21 protein-coding genes, 3 tRNA genes and 1 pseudogene are annotated in these 24,947 nt (G+C 60.0%); 15 read left to right on the top strand and 10 right to left on the bottom strand.

Annotated features, from left to right (window positions below; translation table 11 throughout):
* Positions 1–279: 279 nt before the first annotated feature.
* The 4 genes and pseudogenes from pflB to MHY22_RS05320 all read left to right on the top strand — a co-directional run bounded on the left by pflB (position 280) and on the right by MHY22_RS05320 (position 5,988).
* Positions 280–2,658, top strand: a pseudogene (gene pflB, locus MHY22_RS05335) (formate C-acetyltransferase).
* A gap of 2 nt (positions 2,659–2,660) precedes the next feature.
* Positions 2,661–3,530, top strand: a complete 870-nt coding sequence (gene pflA, locus MHY22_RS05330) for a pyruvate formate-lyase-activating protein (RefSeq protein WP_239278382.1) — start codon at positions 2,661–2,663, stop codon at positions 3,528–3,530.
* 11 nt (positions 3,531–3,541) lie between these two features.
* On the top strand, positions 3,542–4,780 hold the full coding sequence (locus tag MHY22_RS05325; protein WP_239278381.1) for an alpha/beta fold hydrolase: 1,239 nt from the start codon (positions 3,542–3,544) through the stop codon (positions 4,778–4,780).
* A gap of 59 nt (positions 4,781–4,839) precedes the next feature.
* A complete protein-coding gene (locus tag MHY22_RS05320; RefSeq protein ID WP_239278379.1) occupies positions 4,840–5,988 on the top strand; it encodes an SPFH domain-containing protein in 1,149 nt (382 codons plus the stop codon).
* Positions 5,989–6,119: 131 nt separating this feature from the next.
* Here the strand turns inward: MHY22_RS05320 and MHY22_RS05315 are convergent, their stop codons facing one another.
* Positions 6,120–7,550, bottom strand: a complete 1,431-nt coding sequence (locus MHY22_RS05315) for a peptide MFS transporter (RefSeq protein ID WP_239278377.1) — start codon at positions 7,548–7,550, stop codon at positions 6,120–6,122.
* A 43-nt stretch (positions 7,551–7,593) separates the two neighbouring features.
* On the opposite strand from MHY22_RS05315, the gene MHY22_RS05310 reads away from it, so the two are divergent.
* Together MHY22_RS05310 and bioD are read left to right on the top strand one after the other, a co-directional pair.
* Entirely contained in the window at positions 7,594–8,862 is a 1,269-nt protein-coding gene (locus MHY22_RS05310; protein ID WP_239278375.1) for an adenosylmethionine--8-amino-7-oxononanoate transaminase, read from the top strand.
* Complete coding sequence (gene bioD, locus MHY22_RS05305) at positions 8,862–9,518, top strand: dethiobiotin synthase (RefSeq protein ID WP_239278373.1); 657 nt, start codon at positions 8,862–8,864, stop codon at positions 9,516–9,518. Before MHY22_RS05310 ends, bioD begins: the two co-directional genes overlap by 1 nt.
* Positions 9,519–9,542: 24 nt before the next feature.
* On the opposite strand, the gene MHY22_RS05300 is transcribed toward bioD, so the two are convergent.
* The 3 genes from MHY22_RS05300 to bcp form a co-directional block, all read right to left on the bottom strand.
* Positions 9,543–10,529 carry an HNH endonuclease signature motif containing protein gene (locus MHY22_RS05300; RefSeq protein ID WP_239278372.1) on the bottom strand — a complete coding sequence of 329 codons (987 nt, stop codon included), beginning with the start codon at positions 10,527–10,529 and terminating at the stop codon, positions 9,543–9,545.
* Positions 10,530–10,605: 76 nt separating this feature from the next.
* Positions 10,606–11,232, bottom strand: a complete 627-nt coding sequence (locus MHY22_RS05295) for a TetR/AcrR family transcriptional regulator (RefSeq protein WP_239278370.1) — start codon at positions 11,230–11,232, stop codon at positions 10,606–10,608.
* Between the two features lie 3 nt (positions 11,233–11,235).
* Positions 11,236–11,703 carry a thioredoxin-dependent thiol peroxidase gene (bcp, locus tag MHY22_RS05290; RefSeq protein WP_005327287.1) on the bottom strand — a complete coding sequence of 156 codons (468 nt, stop codon included), beginning with the start codon at positions 11,701–11,703 and terminating at the stop codon, positions 11,236–11,238.
* 96 nt (positions 11,704–11,799) lie between these two features.
* Here bcp and MHY22_RS05285 point away from each other — a divergent pair, with 96 nt between their 5' ends.
* The 6 genes from MHY22_RS05285 (at position 11,800) to MHY22_RS05260 (ending at position 17,890) form a co-directional block, all read left to right on the top strand.
* A complete protein-coding gene (locus tag MHY22_RS05285) occupies positions 11,800–12,078 on the top strand; it encodes a DUF3618 domain-containing protein (protein ID WP_239278368.1) in 279 nt (92 codons plus the stop codon).
* 51 nt (positions 12,079–12,129) lie between these two features.
* Positions 12,130–13,407, top strand: a complete 1,278-nt coding sequence (locus MHY22_RS05280) for a glutaminase (protein ID WP_204611101.1) — start codon at positions 12,130–12,132, stop codon at positions 13,405–13,407.
* A 90-nt stretch (positions 13,408–13,497) separates the two neighbouring features.
* Positions 13,498–14,661, top strand: a complete 1,164-nt coding sequence (locus tag MHY22_RS05275; RefSeq protein ID WP_239278367.1) for an ABC transporter substrate-binding protein — start codon at positions 13,498–13,500, stop codon at positions 14,659–14,661.
* On the top strand, positions 14,661–15,716 hold the full coding sequence (locus tag MHY22_RS05270) for an iron ABC transporter permease (RefSeq protein WP_239278366.1): 1,056 nt from the start codon (positions 14,661–14,663) through the stop codon (positions 15,714–15,716). The genes MHY22_RS05275 and MHY22_RS05270 overlap by 1 nt, the downstream gene beginning before the upstream one ends.
* A complete protein-coding gene (locus MHY22_RS05265; protein WP_239278364.1) occupies positions 15,707–16,468 on the top strand; it encodes an ABC transporter ATP-binding protein in 762 nt (253 codons plus the stop codon). The genes MHY22_RS05270 and MHY22_RS05265 overlap by 10 nt, the downstream gene beginning before the upstream one ends.
* A 240-nt stretch (positions 16,469–16,708) precedes the next feature.
* Positions 16,709–17,890, top strand: coding sequence for an IS481 family transposase (locus MHY22_RS05260; RefSeq protein ID WP_337887845.1), 1,182 nt, complete (start codon positions 16,709–16,711; stop codon positions 17,888–17,890).
* 69 nt (positions 17,891–17,959) lie between these two features.
* Here the strand turns inward: MHY22_RS05260 and MHY22_RS05255 are convergent.
* Positions 17,960–18,035 (bottom strand) — tRNA-Lys (locus tag MHY22_RS05255).
* 212 nt (positions 18,036–18,247) lie between these two features.
* On the opposite strand from MHY22_RS05255, the gene MHY22_RS05250 reads away from it, so the two are divergent.
* Both MHY22_RS05250 and MHY22_RS05245 read left to right on the top strand, forming a co-directional pair.
* Complete coding sequence (locus MHY22_RS05250; protein ID WP_239278363.1) at positions 18,248–19,477, top strand: Ig-like domain-containing protein; 1,230 nt, start codon at positions 18,248–18,250, stop codon at positions 19,475–19,477.
* Positions 19,478–19,506: 29 nt separating this feature from the next.
* Positions 19,507–20,463 (top strand): MsnO8 family LLM class oxidoreductase, encoded by a 957-nt coding sequence (locus tag MHY22_RS05245; RefSeq protein ID WP_239278361.1) that lies wholly within the window; start codon positions 19,507–19,509, stop codon positions 20,461–20,463.
* Between the two features lie 28 nt (positions 20,464–20,491).
* Here MHY22_RS05245 and MHY22_RS05240 read toward each other — a convergent pair.
* Together MHY22_RS05240 and orn are read right to left on the bottom strand one after the other, a co-directional pair.
* Positions 20,492–20,567, bottom strand: a tRNA-His gene (locus tag MHY22_RS05240).
* Between the two features lie 49 nt (positions 20,568–20,616).
* Positions 20,617–21,264 (bottom strand): oligoribonuclease, encoded by a 648-nt coding sequence (gene orn / locus MHY22_RS05235; RefSeq protein ID WP_005327280.1) that lies wholly within the window; start codon positions 21,262–21,264, stop codon positions 20,617–20,619.
* A 211-nt stretch (positions 21,265–21,475) separates the two neighbouring features.
* Between orn and MHY22_RS05230 the strand changes: the two genes are divergently transcribed.
* Positions 21,476–23,023, top strand: coding sequence for a sodium:alanine symporter family protein (locus MHY22_RS05230; RefSeq protein WP_239278359.1), 1,548 nt, complete (start codon positions 21,476–21,478; stop codon positions 23,021–23,023).
* Here the strand turns inward: MHY22_RS05230 and cmrA are convergent.
* The 3 genes from cmrA to MHY22_RS05215 form a co-directional block, all read right to left on the bottom strand.
* On the bottom strand, positions 23,020–23,820 hold the full coding sequence (gene cmrA, locus MHY22_RS05225) for a mycolate reductase (RefSeq protein WP_225746516.1): 801 nt from the start codon (positions 23,818–23,820) through the stop codon (positions 23,020–23,022). The genes MHY22_RS05230 and cmrA overlap by 4 nt on opposite strands.
* Before the next feature lie 96 nt (positions 23,821–23,916).
* Positions 23,917–23,990, bottom strand: a tRNA-Arg gene (locus MHY22_RS05220).
* A 39-nt stretch (positions 23,991–24,029) separates the two neighbouring features.
* A complete protein-coding gene (locus tag MHY22_RS05215; RefSeq protein WP_239278357.1) occupies positions 24,030–24,947 on the bottom strand; it encodes a LysR family transcriptional regulator in 918 nt (305 codons plus the stop codon).

Raw genomic sequence — 24,947 nt, 5'->3', positions numbered from 1 at the left:
TTAACAGTAGAGGTTCGTGCAGGTAGGGGCCAAAATCTTAGGGTGATGAGGGACACGTTCGGGGCTAGTTCACCCCCGATAAAAGACGTACGTGCGTACTGCATGAAATCACTAACCAGCTAAACAACACGACCGGTTTATTACTTGGCTTTCAAACGTTTGCGAGACTTGTTATTACCAGGGAATTGGTCAACAATTGAGGCCAGAGGGGCTTGGTGCTGTGGCTCGAAGAAAGCGGCATTTATCCCCTGCTAGAAATTCGCCCGAAAGAAGGGAATTATGACTACCGCAACGCAGCCTCAACAGTTTGAAGCTTGGAAGGGATTTGAGTCCGGTCCGTGGACCGAGGGCATCAACGTCCGCGACTTCATCCAGCGCAACTACACGCCGTATGACGGCGACTCCAGCTTCCTGGCGGGCCCGACCGAAAAGACCAAGCGGGTCTGGGAGACCCTGGAAAAGAACTACCTGTCCGTCGAGCGCGAAAAGCGCGTTTACGACGTCGACACCCACACTCCGTCAGACATTGACGCTTTCCCGGCCGGCTACATCTCAGAGGACGACGACGTCATCGTCGGCCTGCAGACTGATACCCCGCTGAAGCGCGCCATGATGCCATTCGGTGGCTGGCGCATGGTCAAGCAGGCTATCGGCGAAGCGGGCAAGGAAGTAGATCCTGAGGTGGAGAAGATCTTCACCCGTTACCGCAAGACCCACAACGATGCGGTCTTCGATATCTACACCCCGCGCATCCGCGCTGCTCGTTCATCACACATCATCACCGGCCTGCCGGATGCTTACGGCCGTGGCCGCATCATCGGCGACTACCGTCGTGTTGCACTTTACGGTGTGGATTACCTGATCGAGGAAAAGCAGGCTTCCCGCGATTCTGTCGCAGATGCTGGCTTCTCTGAGCACTGGGCACGCTACCGCGAGGAGCACTCCGAGCAGATCAAGGCCCTGAAGAAGCTCAAGAAGATGGCCGAGTCCTACGGATTCGACATCTCCCAGCCGGCTAAGACCGCTCACGAGGCAGTGCAGTGGACCTACTTCGGCTACCTGGCTTCCATTAAGTCCCAGGATGGCGCCGCAATGTCCATCGGCCGCCTGTCCGCCTTCTTCGATTGCTACTTCGAGCGCGACCTTGCCGCAGGCATCATCACTGAGGAAGACGCCCAGGAAATCATCGACTCCCTGGTTCTCAAGCTGCGTATCGTTCGCTTCCTGCGCACCATCGACTACGATCAGATTTTCTCCGGCGACCCGTACTGGGCAACCTGGTCCGACGCTGGCTTTGGCAATGACGGCCGCCACATGGTCACCAAGACCTCCTTCCGTCTGCTGCAGACCCTGGTGAACCTTGGTCCATCACCTGAGCCAAACATCACCATTTTCTGGGATCCGAAGCTGCCAGAGGGCTACAAGGAATTCTGCGCCCACATCTCCATTGAGACCTCCTCCATCCAGTACGAGTCTGACCGCCAGATTCGTGAGCAGTGGGGCGACGACGCCGCAATTGCTTGCTGCGTTTCCCCGATGGAAGTTGGCAAGCAGATGCAGTTCTTCGGCGCTCGTGTGAACGCCGCAAAGGCACTGCTCTACGCCATTAACGGTGGCCGCGATGAGGTATCCGGCAAGCAGGTTGTCGAAGGCTACGAGCCCATCAAGGGCGACGGCCCGCTGGACTTCGATGAGGTCTGGCAGAAGTACGAGGAGATGCTGGACTGGGTTGTTGGCACCTACGTTGAGGCCCTCAACATCATCCACTACTCCCACGACAAGTACGCCTATGAGGCAGTCGAGATGGCGCTGCACGATTCCAATATCGTCCGCTCCATGGGCTGCGGCATCGCCGGCCTGTCCATCGTTGCCGACTCCCTGGCTGCTATCAAGTACGCCAAGGTCACCCCGGTACGCGACGAGACCGGTCTGATTACGGACTACATTACCGAAGGTGAGTTCCCGTTCTACGGCAACGATGATGACCGCGCCGATGATATCGCCGCTACCATTGTCCACACCGTGATGGAAAAGATTAAGGCCATCCCGATGTACCGCAACGCCATCCCAACCCAGTCCGTGCTGACCATTACCTCGAACGTGGTCTACGGCAAGGCAACAGGCGCCTTCCCGTCGGGCCACAAGGCCGGCACGCCGTTCTCCCCAGGCGCTAACCCTGAAAACGGTGCTGACAGCCACGGCATGGTTGCTTCCATGCTGTCCGTCGGCAAGCTGGATTACAAGGACGCCTTGGACGGCATCTCGCTGACCAACACCATTACTCCTTCCGGATTGGGCCGCACCCCAGAAGAGCGCATCAATAACTTGGTGGGCGTTCTGGATGCCGGCTTCATCATGGAGAAGTAAAAACCACCAACCCTCAACCATCCCGAAAAGGAGAAAATCATGGCAACCCCAACTTTCGAAGACCGCATGTCAGCAATGAAGGCAAACCGCGATGCACACCAGATGAACTCTGGTCTGTACCACGCAAACATCAACGTGCTGGACAAGTCCACCCTGGAAGATGCCGTTGAGCACCCAGAGAAGTACCCGAACCTGACCGTTCGCGTCTCTGGCTACGCAGTCAACTTCGTTAAGCTGACCAAGGAGCAGCAGCTCGACGTTATCTCCCGCACCTTCCACCAGGGTTCCTAATCATGGCTGATGGCGTTACTGGTGTCGTTACCCTCTCTCCTGAAGAGGGAGAGCGAGTCCGCGGCGCGGCCGCGGGCCTGGGAAACGACGTTCAATTCGATGACATTACCCGCCCCGAACTCATGGAGGCGCGCCGTACCGGCGATATTGCCCTCGTGCACTCTTGGGAGCTCGTGACCGCCGTCGATGGCCCGGGTACCCGCATGACGATGTTCATGTCCGGCTGCCCACTGCGCTGCCAGTATTGCCATAACCCAGACACCTGGGAGATGAAGACCGGCACGCTAGAGCGGGTCGAGGATGTGGTCAAGCGCATTAAGCGTTATAAGCCAATCTTCAACGCTTCCGGTGGCGGTCTCACCATCTCCGGTGGTGAACCCCTCTTCCAACTTTCTTTCACGCGCCGCGTGCTCAAGGAAGTTCACGATGCGGGCATCCACACCACCATCGATACTGCCGGTTATCTCGGTGCGCGTTTGCGTGACGAGGACCTGGATAATATCGACCTCGTGCTTCTCGACGTCAAGTCGGGCGACGAGGAAACCTATCGGAAGGTCACTCAGCGCGAACTCCAGCCCACGCTGGACTTCGGCGACAGGCTGAACAAGATAGGCAAACCGGTGTGGATCCGCTTCGTGGTGGTGCCAGACCTCACGGACTCGCCAGAGAACGTGGAAAATGTGGCCAATATCGTGGCGCGTTGGAAATCCATCGTTGAGCGCGTTGAGGTCCTGCCTTTCCACAATATGGGCAAGGACAAGTGGGATAGCTTGGGCATGAACTACCAGCTAGCTGACACGAAGCCACCAAAGCCGGAGGATGTGGAGAGAATCCGCGACGTCTTCCGCTCGAAGGGCTTGGAAGTCTACTAGCCTGGGAGGACATGACCTCCTATCGCCGCTTCGGCCACACAATTAAAGAGCACCACCTAGAAGTCCCGTGGGATTATTCCAATCCCCACGGGACTTTTGGGCTCTACGCCCGCGAAATAATCCCGCCCGGCGGAGAGGACCTGCCCGCATTGCTCTACCTGCAGGGCGGTCCCGGTTTCCCGGCGCCTCGGCCATTGGCGCCTACGGGGCTGATTGGCAAGGCGCTAGAGCGCTACCGGGTGATCCTCATGGATCAGCGCGGCACCGGCCGCTCGCACCGCATTGATGCGCTTAGCCCGGCGGCTGAGCGCACAGCCAAGCACCTGGCGTTGCTGCGCCAGGACAATATCGTCCGCGATGCCGAGCGCCTGCGCGAGCACCTCGGACTCGAGAAGTGGTCGCTGTTTGGCCAATCCTTCGGCGGCTTTTGCATCACCGCCTACCTATCCCAGGCGCCCGAGCGCGTCGAGCATGCTTTCTTCACCGGCGGCATCCCCACGTTGAAGGGGGCGGACGAGCTCTATCGCGCTACCTTTAGCAAGCTTAAGGCCCGCCAGCAGCGTTTCTACCGCGAATTCCCGTGGGCACAGGGCCGTATCGAGGAGATCATTTCCCACCTGGACAATTCAGATGAGAGGCTTCCAACTGGCGAGCGCCTGTCCGCGCTGCGCTTTCGTACCATCGGCATCGAGCTCGGCCGCGGCACCGGCTTTGATTCGCTGGCCTATCTGCTGGAAGAGCCTTTCCGCACCGTGGCGGGGGAGAAGCGGTTGCGGGGTGATTTCCTGGCGGACGTCGGCCAGCGCGTGAGCTTTGCGGACGCTCCGTTGTACGCCGCAATACATGAGTCGATTTATGGCGGCGCCGGTGGCCAGGCCGCTACGAACTGGGCGGCGCACCGCGTGCGCGAGGAATTTCCGGAGTTTGCAGAGGCGGGTACCTGGCTGACCGGCGAGCACATTTTCCCCTGGCAGTTCAACGAGGACCCGGCCTTGCACGCGTTTGCCGACGCCGCCCATGACCTCGCCCGCCACGAATTCTCCCCGCCCTACGCGTTGGGCGAGGTGCCGTCTACGGCCGCGGCCATCTACGTCGATGATATTTTCGTCCCGCTCGAGGAGTCCTTGGCTACGGCCGCGCACCTGGGAGATCTGCGGCCGTGGATTAACAATGAATTCCAGCACAACGGCATCCGCGAGGATGGTGCGACCATCTTGGGGAAGCTCTTTTCGCTTATCGACGATCACTAGCATTTCGCTATTTCCTATGCGAAAATATTAGTGATCATCACGACTTTTAGGGAGACTCAATGATTGCCACCATAGTAATAGTCCTTATCCTGCTGATTATCTTGGGAACGCTCTTCGATGGTTATTTCATCGTTCGTACTCGCGAAGCTGCCATTCTGGAGCGCTTGGGCAAATTCCAAAAGGTGGCGCATGCTGGCCTGCACTTTAAGATGCCGTGGATAGACCGTGTACGCGATAAGATTTCGCTGCAGGTGCGCCAGCTGGACGTGATGGTGGAGACCAAGACGAAGGATAATGTCTTCGTGCAAATCCCTGTTGCCGTGCAGTACGAGGTAGTCCAGGGCCGCGAGCGCGAAGCGTACTACATGCTCTCCAATCACGAGCAGCAGATTGTGGCCTACGTCCAGGACAATGTTCGTTCCTCCGTAGCGAATATGAACCTAGATGATTCCTTCTCCTCCAAGGACACCATCGCCCGCAATGTTGCGGCCTCCCTGCGCGACAATATGGCCGAGTATGGCTGGAACTTTGTCAATACCTTGGTCACCGATATCCGCCCTGACTCCCGCGTGCGCGAGTCCATGAACTCCATTAACGCAGCGCAGCGCGAGCGCGAGGCGGCCGTCGCCCAGGCGGAGGCTGAGAAGATCCGCGTGGTGAAGGAGGCCGAAGGCGCAGCCGAGGCGAAGAAGCTGCAGGGTCGCGGCGTTGCCGACCAGCGTAAGGAAATCGTCGAGGGCATTGCCCAGCAGTACGAGATGCTTCGCGACGCCGGCGTGGAAGAATCCCCCGAAGCCCTCATGCTGGTCTCCCAGTACCTCGACGCTATGGTCGACGTTTCCCACAATGGCCAGGCGTCCGTTCTTTATATGCCCTCTAACCCGCAGGGGATGGGCGATCTTTTCAGCGGCATGCGCGATGTGCTCATGGCCAACCGTGCCCTCGACTCCGCCGAGGAGCCGTCGCAACGCCGTCGCCCGCAGCCTAAGAAGCCTTCCCGTGCCGAGGAAATCGAGCGCGAATCTAAGCGTCAGGCCGAACGCGCTAAGCGCGAAGCCATCGCTGCCTCCCAGCGCGCTGAGCAGCAACGCTCCGAGAACCAGCAGGCAGAGCCGCACCCGCAGCAGGGCCAGCACTCCACCGCGCAGCCCCAGGCTGCACGCGAGTACTTCCAGCAGCTGCGCGAGCAACTGAAAAACGAGGACTAGTCCTGAGCATCGATAACCTCTTTGATGCCTATACCGCGCAGCGTGGCATAACCCGCCGCGCGGAGGTGATACCTGATCACGAGTGCCAGATTTTCTCCACTGACACCCAAGCTACCTCAGGAGCCGATACCTTAGACGCCGCCCGAAACCTCGTCCACGACGTCCTTTCGGCCGACCAAGAGCATGAGTCCCAGTGCGACGGGGACGATTCCGACAATAAGTAGGTAGTTCCGCTCCGCATCTGCCGAGGAAGGGTCATAGAGCGTCGATAGTGTTCCCGCCAGCGAGGTGCCGATGGCCATGGTGAGAAAGTACAGTGCTGAAAAGCGCGTCGCGTAGGCCCGTGGTGCGTGCGCGGCCGATGCCGCCATGCCCACTGGTCCGATGAATAGCTCGCCGAGCGACATCAAGAAGATGGTCAAGGCCAAAACCGCGAACGGCGTTGAGTTTTCTCCGCCCCCGACGAACGGCAACAGCACAAACATTCCGGAACCAGCCACCATGATGCCTACGGCCATTAATAGACGTCGCGAGCGAGCCCATCGGGCCATGCCAGCAGCCAATGGAAGGGACAACACCAAGATGAACAGGGGGTTGAGCGATTGCGTCCACGCCGCTGGAATCTCAAATCCGCCTACCATGCGGTTTACACGCTGATCCGAGTACACGGCTAGCACGCCGTAAATCTGCGGTTGGAGGGTCCAATAGGCCGTAGAGCAGAAAAACAGCGGAACATATGCCACGACCTTCCGCCGCTCCGGCGCGCTGACCCGCGGCGACCGCAGCATGCTGGCGAAGAGGGCGAGGGCGGCGGTGATCGTGGTAAGGAGCAAAAGCACGGCCAGCTTATCTGGCGAGACAGTCACCGCAACGACGACGCCGCCCACGACGGCCGCCAACGCTATCGCCGCGGCCCTGCCCGGTGTGGTGGTGGGGTTGGGCGGCCGCGAATCGAATTCCGCAACTAGCCGCCGGCGCAGCGTGCCGTAGAGGGCGCACCCGCAACACATGAGGATCGCGGCTGTGAGGAAGCCAGCGTGGTAACCGTATTCTTGTGCTAGCCAGCCAGTAAGCATCGGCCCGAGTAGGGCGCCGATATTAATCCCTAGATAAAAGATCTGGAAGGCGCCATCTCGTGCGCCGGCCGCGGGAGGAAAAGCCGCACCCAGAATGGTGATTGCTGCTGTCTTGAGCAGGCCAGAGCCCAGTGCAAGCGGCAAAAGCCCGGCTACGAGACCTGCCGCGCCAGGCACCAAGGACAACGAAAAGTGCCCGCAAATGAGCAGAACCGCGCCGGCAAGGAGCGTGCGTTCGGCGCCCAAGAGCCGGTCGCTGACCCACCCGCCTACGAACGTGCACAGATAGAGCAGGCTACCGTATGCGCCGACAAGCGCGGTGGCCTGTGCTTGGTCCATGCCGAGCCCGCCGGAGGTGGAATAGAGGTAGTAGGCGAGGATGGCTTGCATGCCGTAGAAGCTAAAGCGTTCCCACATTTCAATTCCGGCGACTGCTGGTAAAGCCGCCGGTAGACGCCGGATTGAACGCTGTTTAATAATTGTCATAAAAGCACTATAACGGCCGAAAGTCTGTGATAGACCTAAAATCATGGATATTTCAGCGGAGGATATTGCCGGTCTCGATGCGCGACACATTTGGCACCCCTACGCCGAGCCAGGCGAGCCAACGCTTGTGGTGGACTCGGCCGCCGGCGTCCATCTAACGCTTGCGGATGGCACCACGCTTATCGACGCCATGTCTTCCTGGTGGGCCGCCGCCCATGGCCACGGACACCCGCGACTCAAGGCAGCAGCGGCCGCACAAATCGAGCGAATGAGCCACGTCATGTTCGGCGGGCTCACCCACGAACCTGCCGCGCGGCTTACCCGCAACCTCATGGAACTGACCCGGGGTGATTTCGAACAGGTCTTTTATTCGGACTCCGGATCTGTATCGGTAGAAGTAGCCATCAAAATGGCGCTACAGTACGCCCGTGGCCTAGGGCACCCCGAGCGCACCAAGATGCTGACGTGGCGATCGGGGTATCACGGCGATACCTTCGCGGCGATGAGCGTGTGCGATCCTGAAGGCGGCATGCACTCGATGTGGACTGGCACCTTAGCGCGCCAGATTTTCGCCCCAGCGCCGCCTACCCGCGGAGCTAGCCCGGCCGAGCGCGCAACCTATCTGCACGAGCTGGAAGCGTGCATCACTGAGGAGGTCGCGGCCCTAGTCATTGAACCTGTAGTCCAAGGTGCGGGAGGCATGCGCTTTCATGACCACGAGCTGGTGCGCGGGGCCCGGGATATCTGTGACCGCCACGGTATCGTGCTCATCGCCGACGAAATCGCCACCGGATTCGGCCGAACTGGCGACCTTTTTGTTACCCAAGCAGCCGGCGTCGTGCCGGATATTATGTGCGTTGGCAAGGCGATGACCGGTGGGTTTATGACCATGGCCGCCACGCTCGCTACCGCGAAGGTGTCCGAGAGAATGCGCCCGCGCGCGTTGATGCATGGGCCGACGTTTATGGCTAATCCGCTCGCTTGCGCCGTGTCGGCCGAGGCGACTGCGCTCATTGTGGAAGGGCACTGGCGCGAGCAGGTAGCGGGCATCGAAAAGCAGCTGCAGCGCGGGCTTGCAGACCTAGCCGAGGAGCCGGGGGTAGCGGATGTGCGCGTGCTTGGTGCCATCGGCGTGGTGGAAATGGAACGCGAAGTAAATATGGCCGCTGCGACGGCCGCGGCCGTGGGACAGGGCGTGTGGTTGCGCCCGTTCGGCCGACTGATTTATATCATGCCGCCGTTTATCAGCACCGCCGACGAAGTAACCCAGATGTGCCGCGGCGTGCGCGCCGCGGTAGCAGGAGGACGGTAGTGATTATTTACGTGACGGGGACGAACACGGACGTCGGCAAGACGGTGGCCACGGCCGCGCTCGCCAGTGCCTTCAAGCAGCGCGGCCGTGAGGTTGTCTACGCTAAGCCACTGCAGACGGGGGAGCCGGAGGGGAAGGGGGATGCGGTGACCGTCGGCAAGCTGGCAGGCGTGGAGGTCACCGAGATGGTGCGCTTCCCGGAGCCGCTGGCGCCAAACCTTTCTGCGCGCCGGGCCGGCATGGACCAACCCGGCCTGCAGGAACTCAAGGAGTGGATTGCCGCCCTTGACGCGCCCGGCCGCGTGGTGCTTGTTGAAGGCGCCGGCGGGCTGCTCGTGCGTCTGACGGACGCCTATACGCTTGCCGACGTCGCCGATAGGCTCCTCATCGTCACCTCCCTCAGCCTAGGAAGCCTCAACGCGGCCGAGCTGACTGTGCGCGAGGCGCAACGCCACGGAATCGAGGTGCTCGGGCTGATTGGTGGCTCGCTGCCGGCCGATCCGGATTTAGCTACCCGACTGAACCTCGAGGAGATGCCGCAGGTGACCGGCTGTCCGCTGTGGGGCAGCCTGCCGGAAGGCATGGCCCGCATGACGCCCGCCGAATTCGCGCGGGTAGCCGCCGAAGTCTACGCGGACTTTTTAGAGCACGCCTAGTAGCGCTACCTCGCAGAGGCAGCGCTAACGAACCCAGCGGACCTTGCCATTGACTCGGGCAAGGCGCCCGCGCAGCGGTGGGGCATTTGGATCATCTTGGTTGACCCCGTTGTGGTAAGGGCAGCACACGGTCAGGTTTTCCATGTTGGTCAACCCACCGTGTTTCCACGCCTTGAGGTGATGGATCTGGGCCTTGTCTGCCGGATGGTTGCACGGTGGCCACGGGCAGGTGGGATTTTCGGCGGCGGCCATCTGTCGCTGTTTCTCGGTGGCGTAGCGCGATGTGCGATATAGGTTGACTGGGCCCTTGACGGGGTGGATAAGGGTGGCTAGGCCGTGCTCGGTGAAGGTGCGCTCGACGAGCTCGGCGCCGGTAATGGTGGCGCCATTGCTAAGGCGTAGCGTGACTTCGTCGCCGTCGCCCTCCAGGATTTGGTCTAGGGCGTTGAGCGGGATGATGACGTTAGTGGTGGTGCGCGCGGAAGGTGCGCCGGTGCCGCGAAGGAGGTCGCGGAGGGAATCGAGTGGGCGGTCGGGGTCGAGCGCGGCGTCGAATTCAGCAAGGAAGGCCGAGGGCGCGGTAATCCGCATAGTCCACGGGCCGTTCGGCCGGCGAAGGAGCTGGACGCCTTCGCGGGGTGGCATGCGGCGCGGGCGAAGTTCGCGCAGGCGCTGCTTGGCGCGGCGGGCGATGTCAGAAGCGGGACCACGCAGGCGGCACAGCTCCACGCGTAGGTTCCACGCCTCACGCTTAGTGCGCACCCGGGAGACGTACTTTTCAATCAGCTTGAGCGTTACGAGGTCGTGGTGTCGGGCAGCCGCGGCTGCGTGGCGTTGCTTGCGGCTGAAGCCGGTCGGGCCGAAGTAGACTGCGGCCAGCGCGCGGAGGTCGCGGGCCTCGACATCCGGCAAGCCCAGCTCGAGAAGGGCGCGTTCAGACATGCCGTGGGCCTCGGCGAGGATGTCCATCGCCGAGGCAATATGGGTGGCATAGGCCTGCAGTGCGTTCATGGTTGCAAATTTAAGCAGAGCCGGTGGGCGAGCCGAGGCGAAGACGTCCGCAGCCTGTGGATAACTTGTTTAAGCGTCAACCGCCCCAGTGGGCCGCAATGGCAAAGAGATACGAAACGAGCATGCGCTTAATCTCTACGACCACGGCGTCAAAGTCGCCTGGGTCGCCCGCAGTTGCGTAATTGAGTTGCGAGACCACGCTGTGGATAAGGAAGCCGGCCAGGTCAATGCGTTCGTCATCGCTCATGGACGGCGCGAGTGGGGAGAGGATTTCTGACAAGGGGAAAAGCAGCTGCCGCTCGGTATCTGCGGCCGTCGCGCGGGTGGCGGGGGTGGATTGCACGGCATGCCACACGGCGCGCCGGGAGGGATCGTCGCGCCACATACGCGCCAGGTGATCGATGGTTTCATCCAACACATCGGGCCATTGCACGTCCGGGGCGCGGCGGGAGAAGCGCTCGATTTCGGCCCGGCTGGCGGCCGTGTCTTGGCGGTCGAGCTCGCAGACGAGCACGTATTTATTGGCAAAGTACTGATACAGCGTGCCGATGGGCACCCCGGCGCGGTGGGCGACCTCGTCGACGGTGAAGGATTCAAAGCCGACGTCGACAAGCACGGCGCGTGCGGCCTGCAGAATGCGCTCGAAGCGCTCGCGACTGCGCGCCTGCGCTGGCCGACGCCGCGGTAGCAGAATCTCTCCCACGTGCTAGCTTAGCCCCTTCATCACGCGGGCGACGTGGCCGGTGGCCTTGACGTTGTAGTGCGTTTGGCCGATGGTGCCATCCGGCTCGACCAAGAAGGTGGAGCGGATTACGCCCTGGACCACCTTGCCGTAGTTCTTCTTCTCGCCAAACGCGCCGTAGGCGGTCATGACAGACTTATCCGGATCCGAAAGCAGCGGGAAGTTCAGCTCGTGGTCCGCGCGGAACTTCGCCAGCGCCTCCGGCTTATCTGGCGAAATGCCTACGACGGCAATATTGAGATCATTGAGCTGTTCCAGGGAATCGCGGAAATCGCAGGCTTCCTTGGTGCAGCCTGGGGTATTGGCGCGGGGGTAGAAGTAGACCAGTACGCGCTGGCCTGCGTAATCGGCGAGGGAAACGGTGTTTCCAGCATCGTCGGCAAGCGCAAAAGCAGGGGCAGTATCTCCAACGTTCAAACGGTTTTCAGTCATGGTTCCCACCTTACTTACCGCCCGGGCTGCACGCTTTTGGGCCGGCGGGGTAGAATGACCCCGTTAAGAGCGAACCTAAGTTAAGAGGAGAACTTCGTGGCACGCAATATTGAAGACATTCAGCGCGATATCGAGCGCACCCGCCGCCAGCTGGCCGGCACCCTGGACGAGCTGGCACAGCGCAGCAAGCCGCAGAACTTTGTCAACGAGGCTAAGACCGCGGCCACCGATAAGCTGCAGGACCGCAACGTGCAGATGGCCTTGGGCGGTGTCGGCGCTGCTGTGGTTGGCCTCATTGCTTTTTCGGTCTTCCGCTCTCGCCGCCGCAAGAGCGATTTGAAGGAGCTGCAGCGCCTGCTGTCCGAGCGCCACTAATTATGGAAGTCCCCGCACACCGCGGGGACTTTTTTCGTAGGCTGGGTTGGGATGAAGACACCAATCCCTTTTTATTTGCAGGAAATCCTCACTAAGGTGCGCGATAATCGCGACGGCGCCGTGGCGGATTATATTCCGGAACTGGCCAAGGCGGAGCCCGAATACCTTGGCGCCGCGATGTGCACCACCACCGGCCACGTCTATTCCGCGGGCGATGATGAGGTGGAATTTACCCTTCAGTCCCTGTCCAAGCCTTTTGTCTACGCACTAGCGCTACAGGAGCTGGGACTATCTGCGGTGCGCGAGATTGTGGGTATGGAGCCTTCGGGCGAGGCCTTCAACGAGCTTTCGCTCAACCGAGATGACCACCGGCCGGTCAACCCGATGATTAATGCGGGCGCGATTGCGGTCACGCAGCTGATTAATGGCGTGGATTCGGAGCCTGCCGCACGCGTGGAGCGCCTACGCACCTATTTTTCGCGCCTGGCGGGACGCGATTTGCTTATCGACGACGCCATGCGTTCCTCCGAGCTGGAAGTCAGCGAACGTAACCTCTCGCTGGCGCACATGTTGCGCAATTACGACATCATCCAGGACGAGGCACACGATGCGGTGTCAACATATATTGAGCAGTGCTCGATTGTGGTGACGGTACGGGACCTGGCCGTGATGTCGGCAACGCTGGCCAATGGCGGCGTGCAGCCGGTGACGGGCGACAAAATTTTGGACGCGGACGTGTGCCGGTTGACGCTATCGGTGATGAGCTCGGCCGGCATGTACGACGGCGCCGGCCGGTGGATGGCCGAGGTGGGTATCCCGGCGAAGTCGGGTGTTTCGGGTGGCCTGCTGGGCACGCTGCCGGGCCAGTTGGGCGTGGCGACATTCTCGCCGCGGCTTAATAAAGAAGGTAATTCGGTACGCGGTGTGGATGCGTTCAAGCTGTTGTCGAAGGACATGGGCCTGCACTTGATGTCTACAGACGAGCGCTATGGCGTGAACCCGGTGCGCAAGGTGGAGCAGGATGCGGAGCTGACCGTGATCTATCTGCAGGGCTTGATTAACTTCAACGCGGCCGAGACTATCTTGTACGAGCTGATGGAGTCAGATTTTGGCGAGGGCACGGTGGTGCTCGAGCTATCACATATTACGGGCACGAACCGCATGGGTCGACGCATGCTGAAGGAGGGGCTGCGCCGAATTCGCGAGTCTGGCTTTGATATCGCCATCGTGGATCCGGATGGGGAGCTGGAAGATCGCACCATGTCGGACGGCACGGAGGTGCCGAAAGGCGAGCCGGAGGACTACACCATCAACGGCGAACCTGTTTAGATTTGGGTTGCCTTAGTTAATCAGGTTAGGATGTCCTATGTAAGGCTCATCGCGGCTGCCGCGAGGGCATCCAACGACCAAGGACTAAAAATGGCTCATACCCCCTTCAAGGTGATGGCGGTTGTGGCGGCGTCGGCAACCGCACTCGTCGGCTGCGGCGCAGCTGAGGAAGTAACTGGCGGCTCCAGCGGCGATGCTGAGTTCTCCTTCACCGATATCACCGGCCGTGACGTGGAACTGGATAAGGCTCCCGATCGTGTGATTTTGGGGGAGGGCCGATCGATTTTTGCTACCGGTGTACTCGACCCCGATAATCCACTGGACAAGGTCGTTGGCATCGGAACGGATCTCAAGCAGAACGTGCCGGATTACTACAAGGCGCTGGAAAAGGAACTGCCGTCCGTAAACGAGGTTCCAGAGATCGGCGGCTTTACCAAGGGTGATGTCACCGTGGAAAAACTCGTGAGCCTAGACCCGGACCTCATTGTCCTCTCGCTGGATCAATATGATGCCTCTCGCGAAGCTGGTCTGACCGACAAGATGGACCAAGCTGGCTTGAAGTATGCGGTCACCGATTTCCGCCGCGACCCGCTGGAGAATACGCCCAAGACTATGGACATCTTCGGCGAGATCTTTGGCCAAGAGGATCGCGCTGAGGAATTTAACTCGGATTGGCAAAAGACCGTGGATTTGGTCGAGGACCGCGCAGAGAAGGTAAAAGATAAACCAAAGACTTTCGTTTGGAGAGCAGCAGGTGTGTCCGATTGCTGCGGTTCCTGGAACGATTCCAATATTTCCCAGCTGGTCAACGCGGCCGGTGGCGAGAATATCGGCGATAAAGCCATTCCGGGCGAGTCTGGCACAATCACCCCGGAAAAGGTCCTGGAATCTGACCCGGATATGATCATCGCCACCGGTGGCGATTGGTCCGAGATGAAGGACGATGAAGGCCACCCTGTCGGATACGCTGCAGTGGGTTACGGCATTGATGAAAAGGAAGCCAAGGGCAGCATTGCGAAGCTTCCGGAGAAGCAAGCCGGCTTCGATAAGCTGCGGGCGGTTAAGGAGCATCACCTGCACAGCATGTGGCACCAGTTCTATAATTCGCCGTTTAACTACCTGGCACTGCTGCAGGTAGCGGAGTGGATCGACCCGGAGGCGTATGCCGATATGGACGTCGCCAAGCAGTGGATGGATGCGCAAGAAAAGTACTCGCCGGTCTCTGGTGAGGGAACCTTCTTTAGCACCAACTAATGGAGGGTGCAGAGGTAGCCGCTCTAGCGCGGCAACATAAGAAGTTAACCTGGCAACGCATAGGCATCGTTGCGGGCCTGACCCTGATTGCGGCCGCCGCATTTGTCATTAGCAACTTCGTCGGTGCGATTGATATCAGCCCGGCCGAGGTAATAAAGGGCATTGTGAATCCCGCGGGTCTGGAGGACCAGACGCGCACGGTGCTGTGGCAACTGCGCCTGCCTATGGCCGTGATGGCCGTGCTTATCGGTATGGCCTTGTCCTTGGCCGGCGCGGAGATGCAGACCATCCTCAATAACCCGCTAGCCGAGCCGTTTACCCTCGGCATTTCTGCGGCCGCCGCGTTTGGCGGCGCCACCTCCATCGTGCTCAAGTGGCAGCTGATTGCGCAGCCGCAGTTCAACCTGGCGCTGATGGCGTGGCTTGCTGCCGCGGTGGCTACGGCCATTATTGTTATCGCGGCCGTCATCCGTGGCGCGAAGGCAGAAACCATGGTGCTGCTGGGCATCGGCTTGGTGTTCTTCTTCCAGGCCATGCTGGCGCTTATCCAGTACCAGTCCTCGGCCGAGGCGCTGCAACAGATCGTCTTTTGGTCCATGGGCTCTCTTACCCGCGCCAATTGGGCGGCCAACGGCGTGCTGGCGGCCGTGCTGATTATCGCCCTGCCCATTCTGTGGGCGCTGGGCTGGCGCCTTACTGCCTTGCGGCTTGGCGATGCCCGCGCCACCGCCATGGGCGTTAATACCTCCCGCCTGCGCATCGTGGTGCTCATCGTCGTGTCGCTCGTCGCGGCGACGACCGTGGCCTTTGCCGGCATCATCGGTTTCATTGGTCTGGTCGGCCCGCATATTGCCCGCATGCTGGTGGGCGAGGACCAGCGCTACTTCTTGCCGGCCTCAATGGCGGCGGGCGCGGCCGTGATGTGTGCCGCGCATGCGGTCAGCCTGATGATTAAGCCGGGCCTGGCTATTCCCATTGGCATTGTTACCTCGCTTTTGGGCGTGCCATTCTTCATTGCCATCGTCATGACCCGAAGGAGGGCCCTGTGGACGTAGAACTGACTATTTCCGGGCTGAGTGCAGCCTATGGCAAGCACCGCGTACTGGAGTCCGTGGATGTGGAAAAACTCCACGGCGGGCAGTTGGTGGGCCTGTTGGGGCCGAATGCTTCCGGCAAGACCACGCTTATCAAGTCCCTGGCCGGCGTGCACCGCGGCTGCGATGGCGAGGTGGATTTCCGCGTCGATGGCACGGCCCCGCGCGGCAAGCGCCGCCGGCAGCTCATCGGCTACGTGCCGCAGGATCTCACGAGCACGGCCGCGCTGCGGGCGTTTGAGGCCGTGCTGATCTCTGCGCGCCGTGAAGCCTGCGAGGACCCGATTACGCGCACCGGTGAGGTGCTGCACTCGCTGGGGCTGGATGCGATTGCCTCGCGCTACCTCAACGAGCTTTCCGGCGGCCAGCGCCAGCTGGTGGCGGTGGCGCAGATGTTGGTGGGCAACCCAGGCCTGATGCTTCTCGACGAACCTACCTCCGCCCTCGATCTGCACCACCAGATCTTCGTGCTGGACGAGGTGCGTGCCAAGGCGAAGCGCGACGGCAGCCTGGGCTTGGTGGCCATCCACGATATTAACCTGGCTGCGCGCATGTGCGACCAGCTGGTAGTGCTCAAAAAGGGCCATATTCGCGCCCAGGGCAAACCTTCGGACGTTCTCACGGGGGAGCTCGTGGAAGGTGTGTATGGGGTAGAGGCGGACGTCGTCCAGCATGGCGGCGCTCCACTCATTGCCCCGCTGCGGGTGAGATAACAAAAAGGCCGGGCTATTGCCCGGCCTAATTTTTTAACTTAAATTTTTAAGTGGTGCGCCATCAGGTGTCTGGTTCCATGACATCGTTCCGCTCTGTCTCACGACATCATTCCGCCCCACAAGGCCCTGATGTGCCACAACATCGTTCCACTGTTCCCGCACAACCACCCCAACAGGGAAAATGAGGCCACACGCACCAACCCAGGATGTAGCGAGACATACTTCCGCTCAAAATAGAGCATGGGCAAGAAACACACTTCCAACAAAGTCATCGTCGAAACCATCCTCGCAACCGGCATGAGCCATAAAGATGCCGCCGCACTCTTTAGCGTCAGCACCCGCTGGATCCGCGAACTTATCCACCGCTATCGCAAAGGCGGCTACCAAGCACTCGAACCACGCTCCCGGCGCCCACACTCCAACCCCAGACAAGTGCCAGAGAGCACGGTCAAAGCAATCCTCGATATCCGACAACACCTGGAAAACACCGGCCAAGACAACGGCGCCCACACCATCCGCTGGCACCTTCAACAACAAAAAATAACCCCACTACCAGCAGCATCGACTATCCACCGCATACTCAAACGCCACGGCTGGGTCATCGAACAACCTCACAAAAGGCCACGCAGTTCCTGGAAACGATTCCAAGCAGACCAACCGAACGAAACCTGGCAACTCGACTACAGCCACTGGTACCTCAACAACAACCAACGCGTAGCCATCCTGACCATCATCGACGACCACTCACGCTATGTCATCGCTTGCAAAGCCGTCGAGCACGAAACCGGCACCAACGTCATCGACACCTTCATATCCGCAGGAAACAAACATGGATTTCCCAAATCCACCCTCACCGACAACGGCAGCGTGTTCACCACAAAGCTCTACAGAAAAGCCGACACTCGCAACGGCTTCGAACAGCTACTGCTCCAAATGGGCATCCACCAAAAGAATGGAACTCCATACCATCCCCAAACCCAAGGAAAAGTCGAGCGCTTCCACCAAACACTCCAAAAAGCCCTGCACACAAGGCCATTTGCCCACAACATCGCCGAGCTAAACCAACAACTCGATGACATCATCGACTACTACAACAACCACCGACCCCACCGAGCACTCAACAGACAAACGCCAGTTCAGGCCTACAACCGACTGCCCAAAGCCCAGCCACTCGATATCCCCATCGGCACCGACAACCGCCTACGCCGAGACAAAGTCGACAACGACGGAAAAGTAACCCTCCGCTGGGCCGGCATGATGCGCAAACTCTACGTCGGAAGAAAACACCGCACCAAAGAAATCATGCTCATCTGCATCAACAACGACATCACCGCCGTTAACCCCCACACAGGCGAAATCTGGGGCCGATACCACCTAGACAAAACCAAAAAATACCACCGCAACCAACTCGGCGAAATCTAGAAAACGAACCCCCAAAACGAAGAAAGTCTCGAAACATCGAAATAGGAACGATGTCTCGAGACTTCACAGTGGTGCGCCATCAGGGAATCGAACCCCGAACCCACTGATTAAGAGTCAGTTGCTCTGCCAATTGAGCTAATGGCGCATCGTTGACTTCCTGCCGTGTGGCTCTCTGTGCAACGAGTAGATACTCTAGCAGCCATTCTTGAAAAGTGTAAAATCGCCTGGTTATGGCGTGTTTTGAGGGGTCTATAACGAATTGGTTAATGCCTGAAGTGGCTTCTGGTAATTGCTGGAGTGAGACGCTAATCTAAATTGGTCTTTGAAAGCAGCAATTACGTGTCTAAGGGCAACTCAGTGAAACATTCCCTCCCTATTGCGCGCCGCCTCATCGCGGCTGCGGGCGTTGCGTGCATTTCCCTAGCCGCCGCCTCCTGCTCCTCTGATTCCTCTGCCGAGGATCAAACCGCTGACCAAGAATCCACCGCCGCCGCGAGCGCGAGCGGCGCGAAGGATGGTGACAAAGAGTCCGAAAAGAAAAAGGGCGGCCTGAAGGTTTCCGTAAAGGACGGGGCGCAGAACGTAGACCCGTCGAAGCCGGTAACGGTGGAGACCAACGGCAAACTCAAGAGCGTCACCATGACCAATGAAGTGGGCGTGGAAGTCAAAGAAAAGCTCTCGAAGGATGCTAAGACCTGGTCTACGGCGGAGGACTTGGGCTATAACCACACCTATTCCATCGTTGCCTCCGATGTGGACGGCAACAAGAAGAACCTCAGCTTTTCCACCCCGCAAGCAGCGGGCGTTGCCGAAGTCTCGCTTACCCCTATCCCTGACTCTGAGGTGGGCGTAGGCCAGGTTATTGGTGTGAACTTTGGTGTGCCGATTACGGACCGCAAGGCGGCCGAGAAGACTATTACTGTGACCACCAACCCAGAGGTTAAGGGCGCGTTCTACTGGGTCAACAACCAGGAGGTGCGCTGGCGTCCAAAGGAATACTGGGAGCCTGGCACCAAGGTTGAGGTGAAGGTGGACCAGTACGGCAAAGACCTAGGCGGCGGAATCTATGGCGGCGAGAACGCCAAGACCAATTTCACCATTGGGGACCGCACCGTTGCGATTATTGATAACGCCACCAAGACCATGAAGGTCTTCAAGAATAAGAAGTTCTTGCGCGCCATCCCGGTCTCGCTAGGCCGCGATTATCAGTACGATACGCCGAACGGGCGCTACATCATCGGTGACGAGCACCCGCAGCTAGTCATGGACTCGGAGACCTTTGGCCTAGCCCATGAGGCAGGCGGCTACCGCACGACCGTGGACTGGGCTACCCAGATGTCCTATTCCGGCATCTATGTCCACTCCGCTCCGTGGTCAGTGTGGGCGCAGGGCAATACCAATACCTCGCACGGCTGCATCAACGTGACGCCGGAGGCTGCCCAGTGGTTCCAGGAGACGATGAAGCGCGGCGACGTAGTGCGTGTATTCAATACCTACGGTGAAACGCTTAATGCGATGGATGGCCTAGGTGACTGGAATATGTCCTGGGACGAGTGGTCCAAGGGCAACGCGGGCGCCAATCAGTAGCGCCCACGAGCGGCGCGGGCGATGAGCGCATGGCTACAGTGGTGGCCATGCGCTTTTCTGTTTTAGACCGCGGGGCGGCCGGGCCGTTGGACCAGGTGGCTGAGCACGCGCGGCATGTGGAGCGGCTTGGTTTCCGGCGCTTTCTGGTGGCCGAGCACCACGGTGTGCCGGGAATTCCGGCGGGCCAGCCGGGGATGTTGGCGGCTCACGTGGCGGCGCACACGCAGCGCATTCGGGTGGGCACGGCCGGAATCATGCTGTTAAATCATCCGCCGTTTCTGGTGGCCGAGCAGATTAATCTTCTCGAGGCGCTGTATCCCGGGCGAATCGATATTGGAATTGGTTCCTCTGTCGGCTTTACCGGCCCGGTGCGGCGGGCACTGCGCCAGGGCGAACCGGCTGAAGTGAAGCAGCGCTTTGAGGCGGAGTTGGCGACGCTGCTGCGCTACCTGCGCGGCGAGGAGGCGGTGACGGTGCGGCCGGAGTATGCGGGCACTCCGATCTACGTGTTGGCGGGCTTTCGCTCGGCCATGATTGCGGCCAAGATGGGGCTCGGCGTCATTTTGGGTGGTCCGGTGGCTACGCAGGAGGCGGCCGCGCGGGTGTATCGGGAGCATGCGCTTGCCGACGCCCCACCTATCATCTCCTCGCTCAATATCGCCGTTGCCGATACGTCTGCAGCTGCCCGTGATCTGTTGTTACCGGAGGCCTATGCCAAAGTGATCGCGCAATCCACCGGCGAGTTCGCGGCCCTGCGGCCTGCAGGAGAGCTGGACATGGATGCACTGACGGGGCAGCAGCGCCGGCGCATTGAGGAAGCGCTGGCCCATGACGTGTGGGGAACGGTGAAGGAAGTGGGGGAGGAACTTAGGGGCGTCGGCAAGCGGCTGGGCGTGAGCGAGTTTGTGGTGACCGGAGACATGCCAGATGTGGACGGTCGGGCCCGTTCGGAGGAGCTGCTGGCGAGCCTGCAGGTGGAAAACTGAAAAAGCCCGAGCGCAAGGCTCGGGCACTTGGGGTGGCTGACGGGACTCGAACCCGCGACACCCAGGATCACAACCTGGTGCTCTACCAGCTGAACTACAGCCACCATCGCTGCGTGAAAGCAACGAGATATAGGTTAACTCACGCCGCCTAAATTACAAAAACGCCTGGTAATCTGCGGTGGTTTCGGCCTTGATCTCCTCCGCCTCGGGAGAGGTGGGGCCCTCGTCGGTGCGGAAGACGCTGCGGCGGTAGAAGTCCAACTCGCGGATGGATTCGATGATGTCCTGTAGTGCGCGGTGGGCCATGCCCTTATCGGGCTGGTTGAAGTAAGCGCGCGGGTGCCACCGGCGGGCAAGCTCCTTGATGGTGGAGACGTCGATCATGCGGTAGTGCAGGGCGCTATCGAGCCGCGGCATATAAGTGCGGATGAAGGTGCGATCCGTGGCGATGGAATTGCCGGCTAGGGGAGCGGGGTGCTCGGGATCGCAATGCTCATTGATGAGCGCGAGTACGGCATCCTCGGCTTCTCCGATGGAGGTGGTGGACTCGCGGATTTCCTTATCCAGCCCGGACTTAGCGTGCATCTGCGTGACAAAGGAATCCATCTGTGCCAGCTCATCCTCGGTGGCGTGGACGACGAGGTCGATGCCTTCGCCCAGGATGTTGAGGTTGCCATCGGTGATGACGGCAGCGACCTCAACAATGACGTGGCGCTCGGGGTCGAGGCCCGTCATCTCCAAATCGATCCAGACGAGGCGGTCGTGTTTTGCGGCTATCTCGGAATGTGGCATGCGGCCCATTCTACGCCCGCGTGCTTTTACCCCTGTATGGGGTACGAGCCGGGCTGCCCTTGAGGGGTGATTACTACTGGACAACGCGACCTTTCGGAAAGTGTGGCACTGTGCTGCATAAAATTTATCGGTGATTTGCCTCACTTGCAGATGTGAGTTAGGGCATACTCTGGTTAATCGCTCTTCATTCGGGAGGTGCGACAGACTTAGGAGAGACCAGATGGCAAACTTTCTCGATGCCCTCAATACCGCAATTTGGTCCCCCGTCTTGGTGTTTTTATGCCTCGGCGCGGGTATTTATTTCACCGTGGTGACACGCGGCCTGCAGGTGCGCTGCATCCCGGACATGCTCAAGCAGATAGTTAACGGAGAAAAGTCCGCAGATGGCGTTTCTTCCTTCCAATCCTTGATGGTCTCGCTCTCCGGCCGCGTGGGCGTGGGCAATATCGCCGGCGTGGCCACAGCCATCGCCTTCGGTGGGCCAGGCGCCGTGTTCTGGATGTGGGCAGTGGCGCTTTTGGGCTCGTCCACCTCGTTCATCGAATGTACGTTGGCTCAGATTTACAAGGAAAAGGATCAGGACACCGGTGAGTACCGCGGAGGGCCCGCGTACTACATCGAAAAGGCCTACAAGCACACTAAGGCCGCGCCTTTCATGGTGGTCTATGGCATCGTGTTCGCCGTCGCCATGATCTTGGCTACCAGCTACTTCTTGCCTGCCATCCAGGCCAATGCGGTGGCCGCTGCGGCCGATACCGCGTGGGGAATCAACTCCACCTGGGCGGCCGTCGTCCTCGCAGGCATCCTGGCCATCATCATTATTGGTGGCGTCAAGCGTATTGCGAACTTCGCCACCATTGTCGTGCCCTTTATGGCGCTCATTTATATCGTGATTTCCGTGGTGGTCATGTGCATGAACTTCTCGCAGATTCCGGAGGTCTTTGGGCTCATCTTCAAGTCCGCATTCAATATGGAAGCCGGATTCTCCGGCATGTTGGGCGCGGCCATCATGTGGGGTGTTAAGCGCGGCATCTACTCCAATGAGGCCGGCCAGGGTACCGGCCCGCAGTCCGCTGCGGCCGCCGAGGTTTCCCACCCCGCTAAGCAGGGCTTCGTGCAGTCTTTCGCGGTGTACGTCGATACGCTCTTTGTCTGCTCGGCTACCGCGTTCATGATTATTTCTACGGACATGTACACCGTCTTCCGCGGCAGCTCCGAGGACGGAGAAGTGGTCTACAACGGCTCGCTTCCTGAGGGCGTCGAGGTTGGTCCTGGCTACGTGCAGTCCGGCCTCGATAGCGTCTTTGCCGGTTGGGGCCCAACCTTCATTGCCGTCTCCATTGCCTTCTTCGCCTTTACGACGGTCCTGGCGTACTACTACATGTCCGAGGTGAACTTGACCTACTTCAACCGTTGGGTCCGCTCCCGCACGGCCCGCCGTGGCCTGATTTGGGTGCTGCGCGCGCTGATTATTGTTTCTGTCGTGGTTGGCGCCACCACCACTCCGGGTGCGGCGTGGGCGCTGGGCGATATCGGCGTCGGCACGACCGCATGGCTCAATATCATCGCCATCCTCTTCCTGCAGGTTCCTGCCATCAAGGCACTCAAGGACTACGAAAAGCAGAAGAAGGCCGGCAAGGATCCGCAGTTCGACCCAGAAGCTGTGGGCATTAAGAACGCGGACTTCTGGGTCGAGCGCAAACGAGCACGCGGCGAGGGCAGCGTGCTCAAAGACAAAGACAAGGACTTAGAAGGCACCGGGGCCTAGCCCATCTTGGCGTAGAAGCTGCCTACCAGCGGTGCAATCACCGGGGTGGGCAGCACCTGGCTGAGGGTATTCATCGCCTTAGATAGCGGGCCGGGCACCACGCGGCGCTGATTGCGGCGCATGGCCTCGATGGTTTCTTGGGAGCACGACTCGTAGGTGGTCCACAAAAAGTCCGGTACCACCTTGTCCACGATCGACTGGTCTTCCTCTGCGATGGTGGCCTCGCGCACGGGGCCGGGGGCGAGCAGGGTGCACGAGACGCCGGAGCCCTTCAGCTCATAGTGCAGGGCCTCCGTAAACGCATTGACGCCCGCCTTGGTGAAAACGTAGGTGGCGTTATTAGGGATGGGGATATTGCCCGCGGCAGAGCCGACATTACAGATGGCGCCGCTGCGGCGAGGCAGCATCTGTTCCAAGGCGGCTCGCGTGAGGTGGTGGACGGCAGTTCCGTTGAGCTCGAACTGTGTCGTCTCGTACGACCAGTCCTGGTCCATGAAGGGGCCGAAGCTGGCGATGCCGGCGGAGTTGACCAGGATCGACACCTCGCGGGTGGCGATGGTCTCGGCCACGCGGGCGACGTCGTCAGCCACCGCTAGATCCGCTGGCAGGGCAATGGCCTCGATACTATGGCGCTGTTCGAGCTCGGCGGCGATGGACTCCAGGAGCTCGCGGCGTCGAGCCACAAGGATAACGTTATAGCCCAGGGCTGCGAAATCTTGCGCCATGGCCTTGCCAATGCCTTGGCTGGCGCCCGTAACGAGGGCGTAGGACGTTCGGGAAGGAGCGGGAAGTGACATGGTTAAGCCTTTCCGGAGTGGGGGCATGGTGAGTCCTAGCGTAAACAAAAAGCCCTGAAGCGGCGAGAAACTCGGCGCCTCAAGGCTTTCGCGCGGTGCCCCCAGCAGGATTCGAACCCGCGACACATGGGGTAGAAACCCACTGCTCTAATCCACTGAGCTATGGGGGCTTACAACGCACTTATAGTAGCCCACGAGGGCGGGGAAACCTAAGCCAGGGTGCGCTGCGGCGTGCGCAGGATGTCCACTAAGTCTTGGGTGGCTGCGGTCAGCTCGCGATCCGTGCGGTAGGCCACGATGGCGTAGTAGCGGGGTAGGTCATCAGCAATGGGGCGGGTGATGATGCCGTGTGGCTGCACAGCGGGTGCGCAATTGGGCACGATGCTGACGCCGAGGCCACTGGAGACCATAGGAATTGCGCTATTGAGGCTGGCGACCTCCTGGGTCTTTTTCGGCTTGAGGCCCGGCCGGCTATTCCATAGGTCTTGATAGAACTCGGCTAGTTCAGGAAGTTCGCGGCTGCGCGGTGGGACAAGCCATGTTTCCTTCTTCAGGTCAGCGAGGGAGACGGGGGATTCCAACTCGGCGAGGCGCTGGGGAAGGGCGACGGAGTAGTCGAACGTGGCCACCTGGTGGACGGTTAGCTCGGGGGAGTAGCGGCGAATGAAGGCCTTCGGATCGGACGTCGGCAAGAGCGCTAGGTCCACCTGGCCATCCAGTAGGTGCTTGATAGCGGTAGCCGGCTCGGCGTCATCCAGCGAGATATTGGCGGTGGGGTAAATCCGCTTGAGCTCAGCGAGGGCGGAAGGGGTAAATTCCCAGTTCAAAATGGCGCCGGAGGCGAGGGATACGGTGCTGGCCTTGTCGCCGGTGATTTCGCTGATATGGCGCTGGGTTTCGCTTAGCAGTGCATCAACCTTGACGGCCGTTTCGTAGACATAATCGCCAGCCTCAGTGGTGGAGACACCGGAGCGACCGCGTGAAAGTAGCTGGGCGTTTAGCTCCTTTTCTAGCTTCCGGATGGAAAGGCTCAGGGATGGCTGGGTCATATCGAGGGATTCGGCAGCGTGCGTGAAGGAGCCATGGTCTACAACGGCGCGAAAATAAAGAAGTTGACGGGTGTCCAT

The organism is Corynebacterium sp. ACRPO (assembly GCF_022347205.1).
GTDB lineage: Bacteria > Actinomycetota > Actinomycetes > Mycobacteriales > Mycobacteriaceae > Corynebacterium.
The sequence above is the reverse complement of the archived record's forward strand: the minus strand, read 5'-3'. Positions and strand labels throughout refer to the sequence as shown.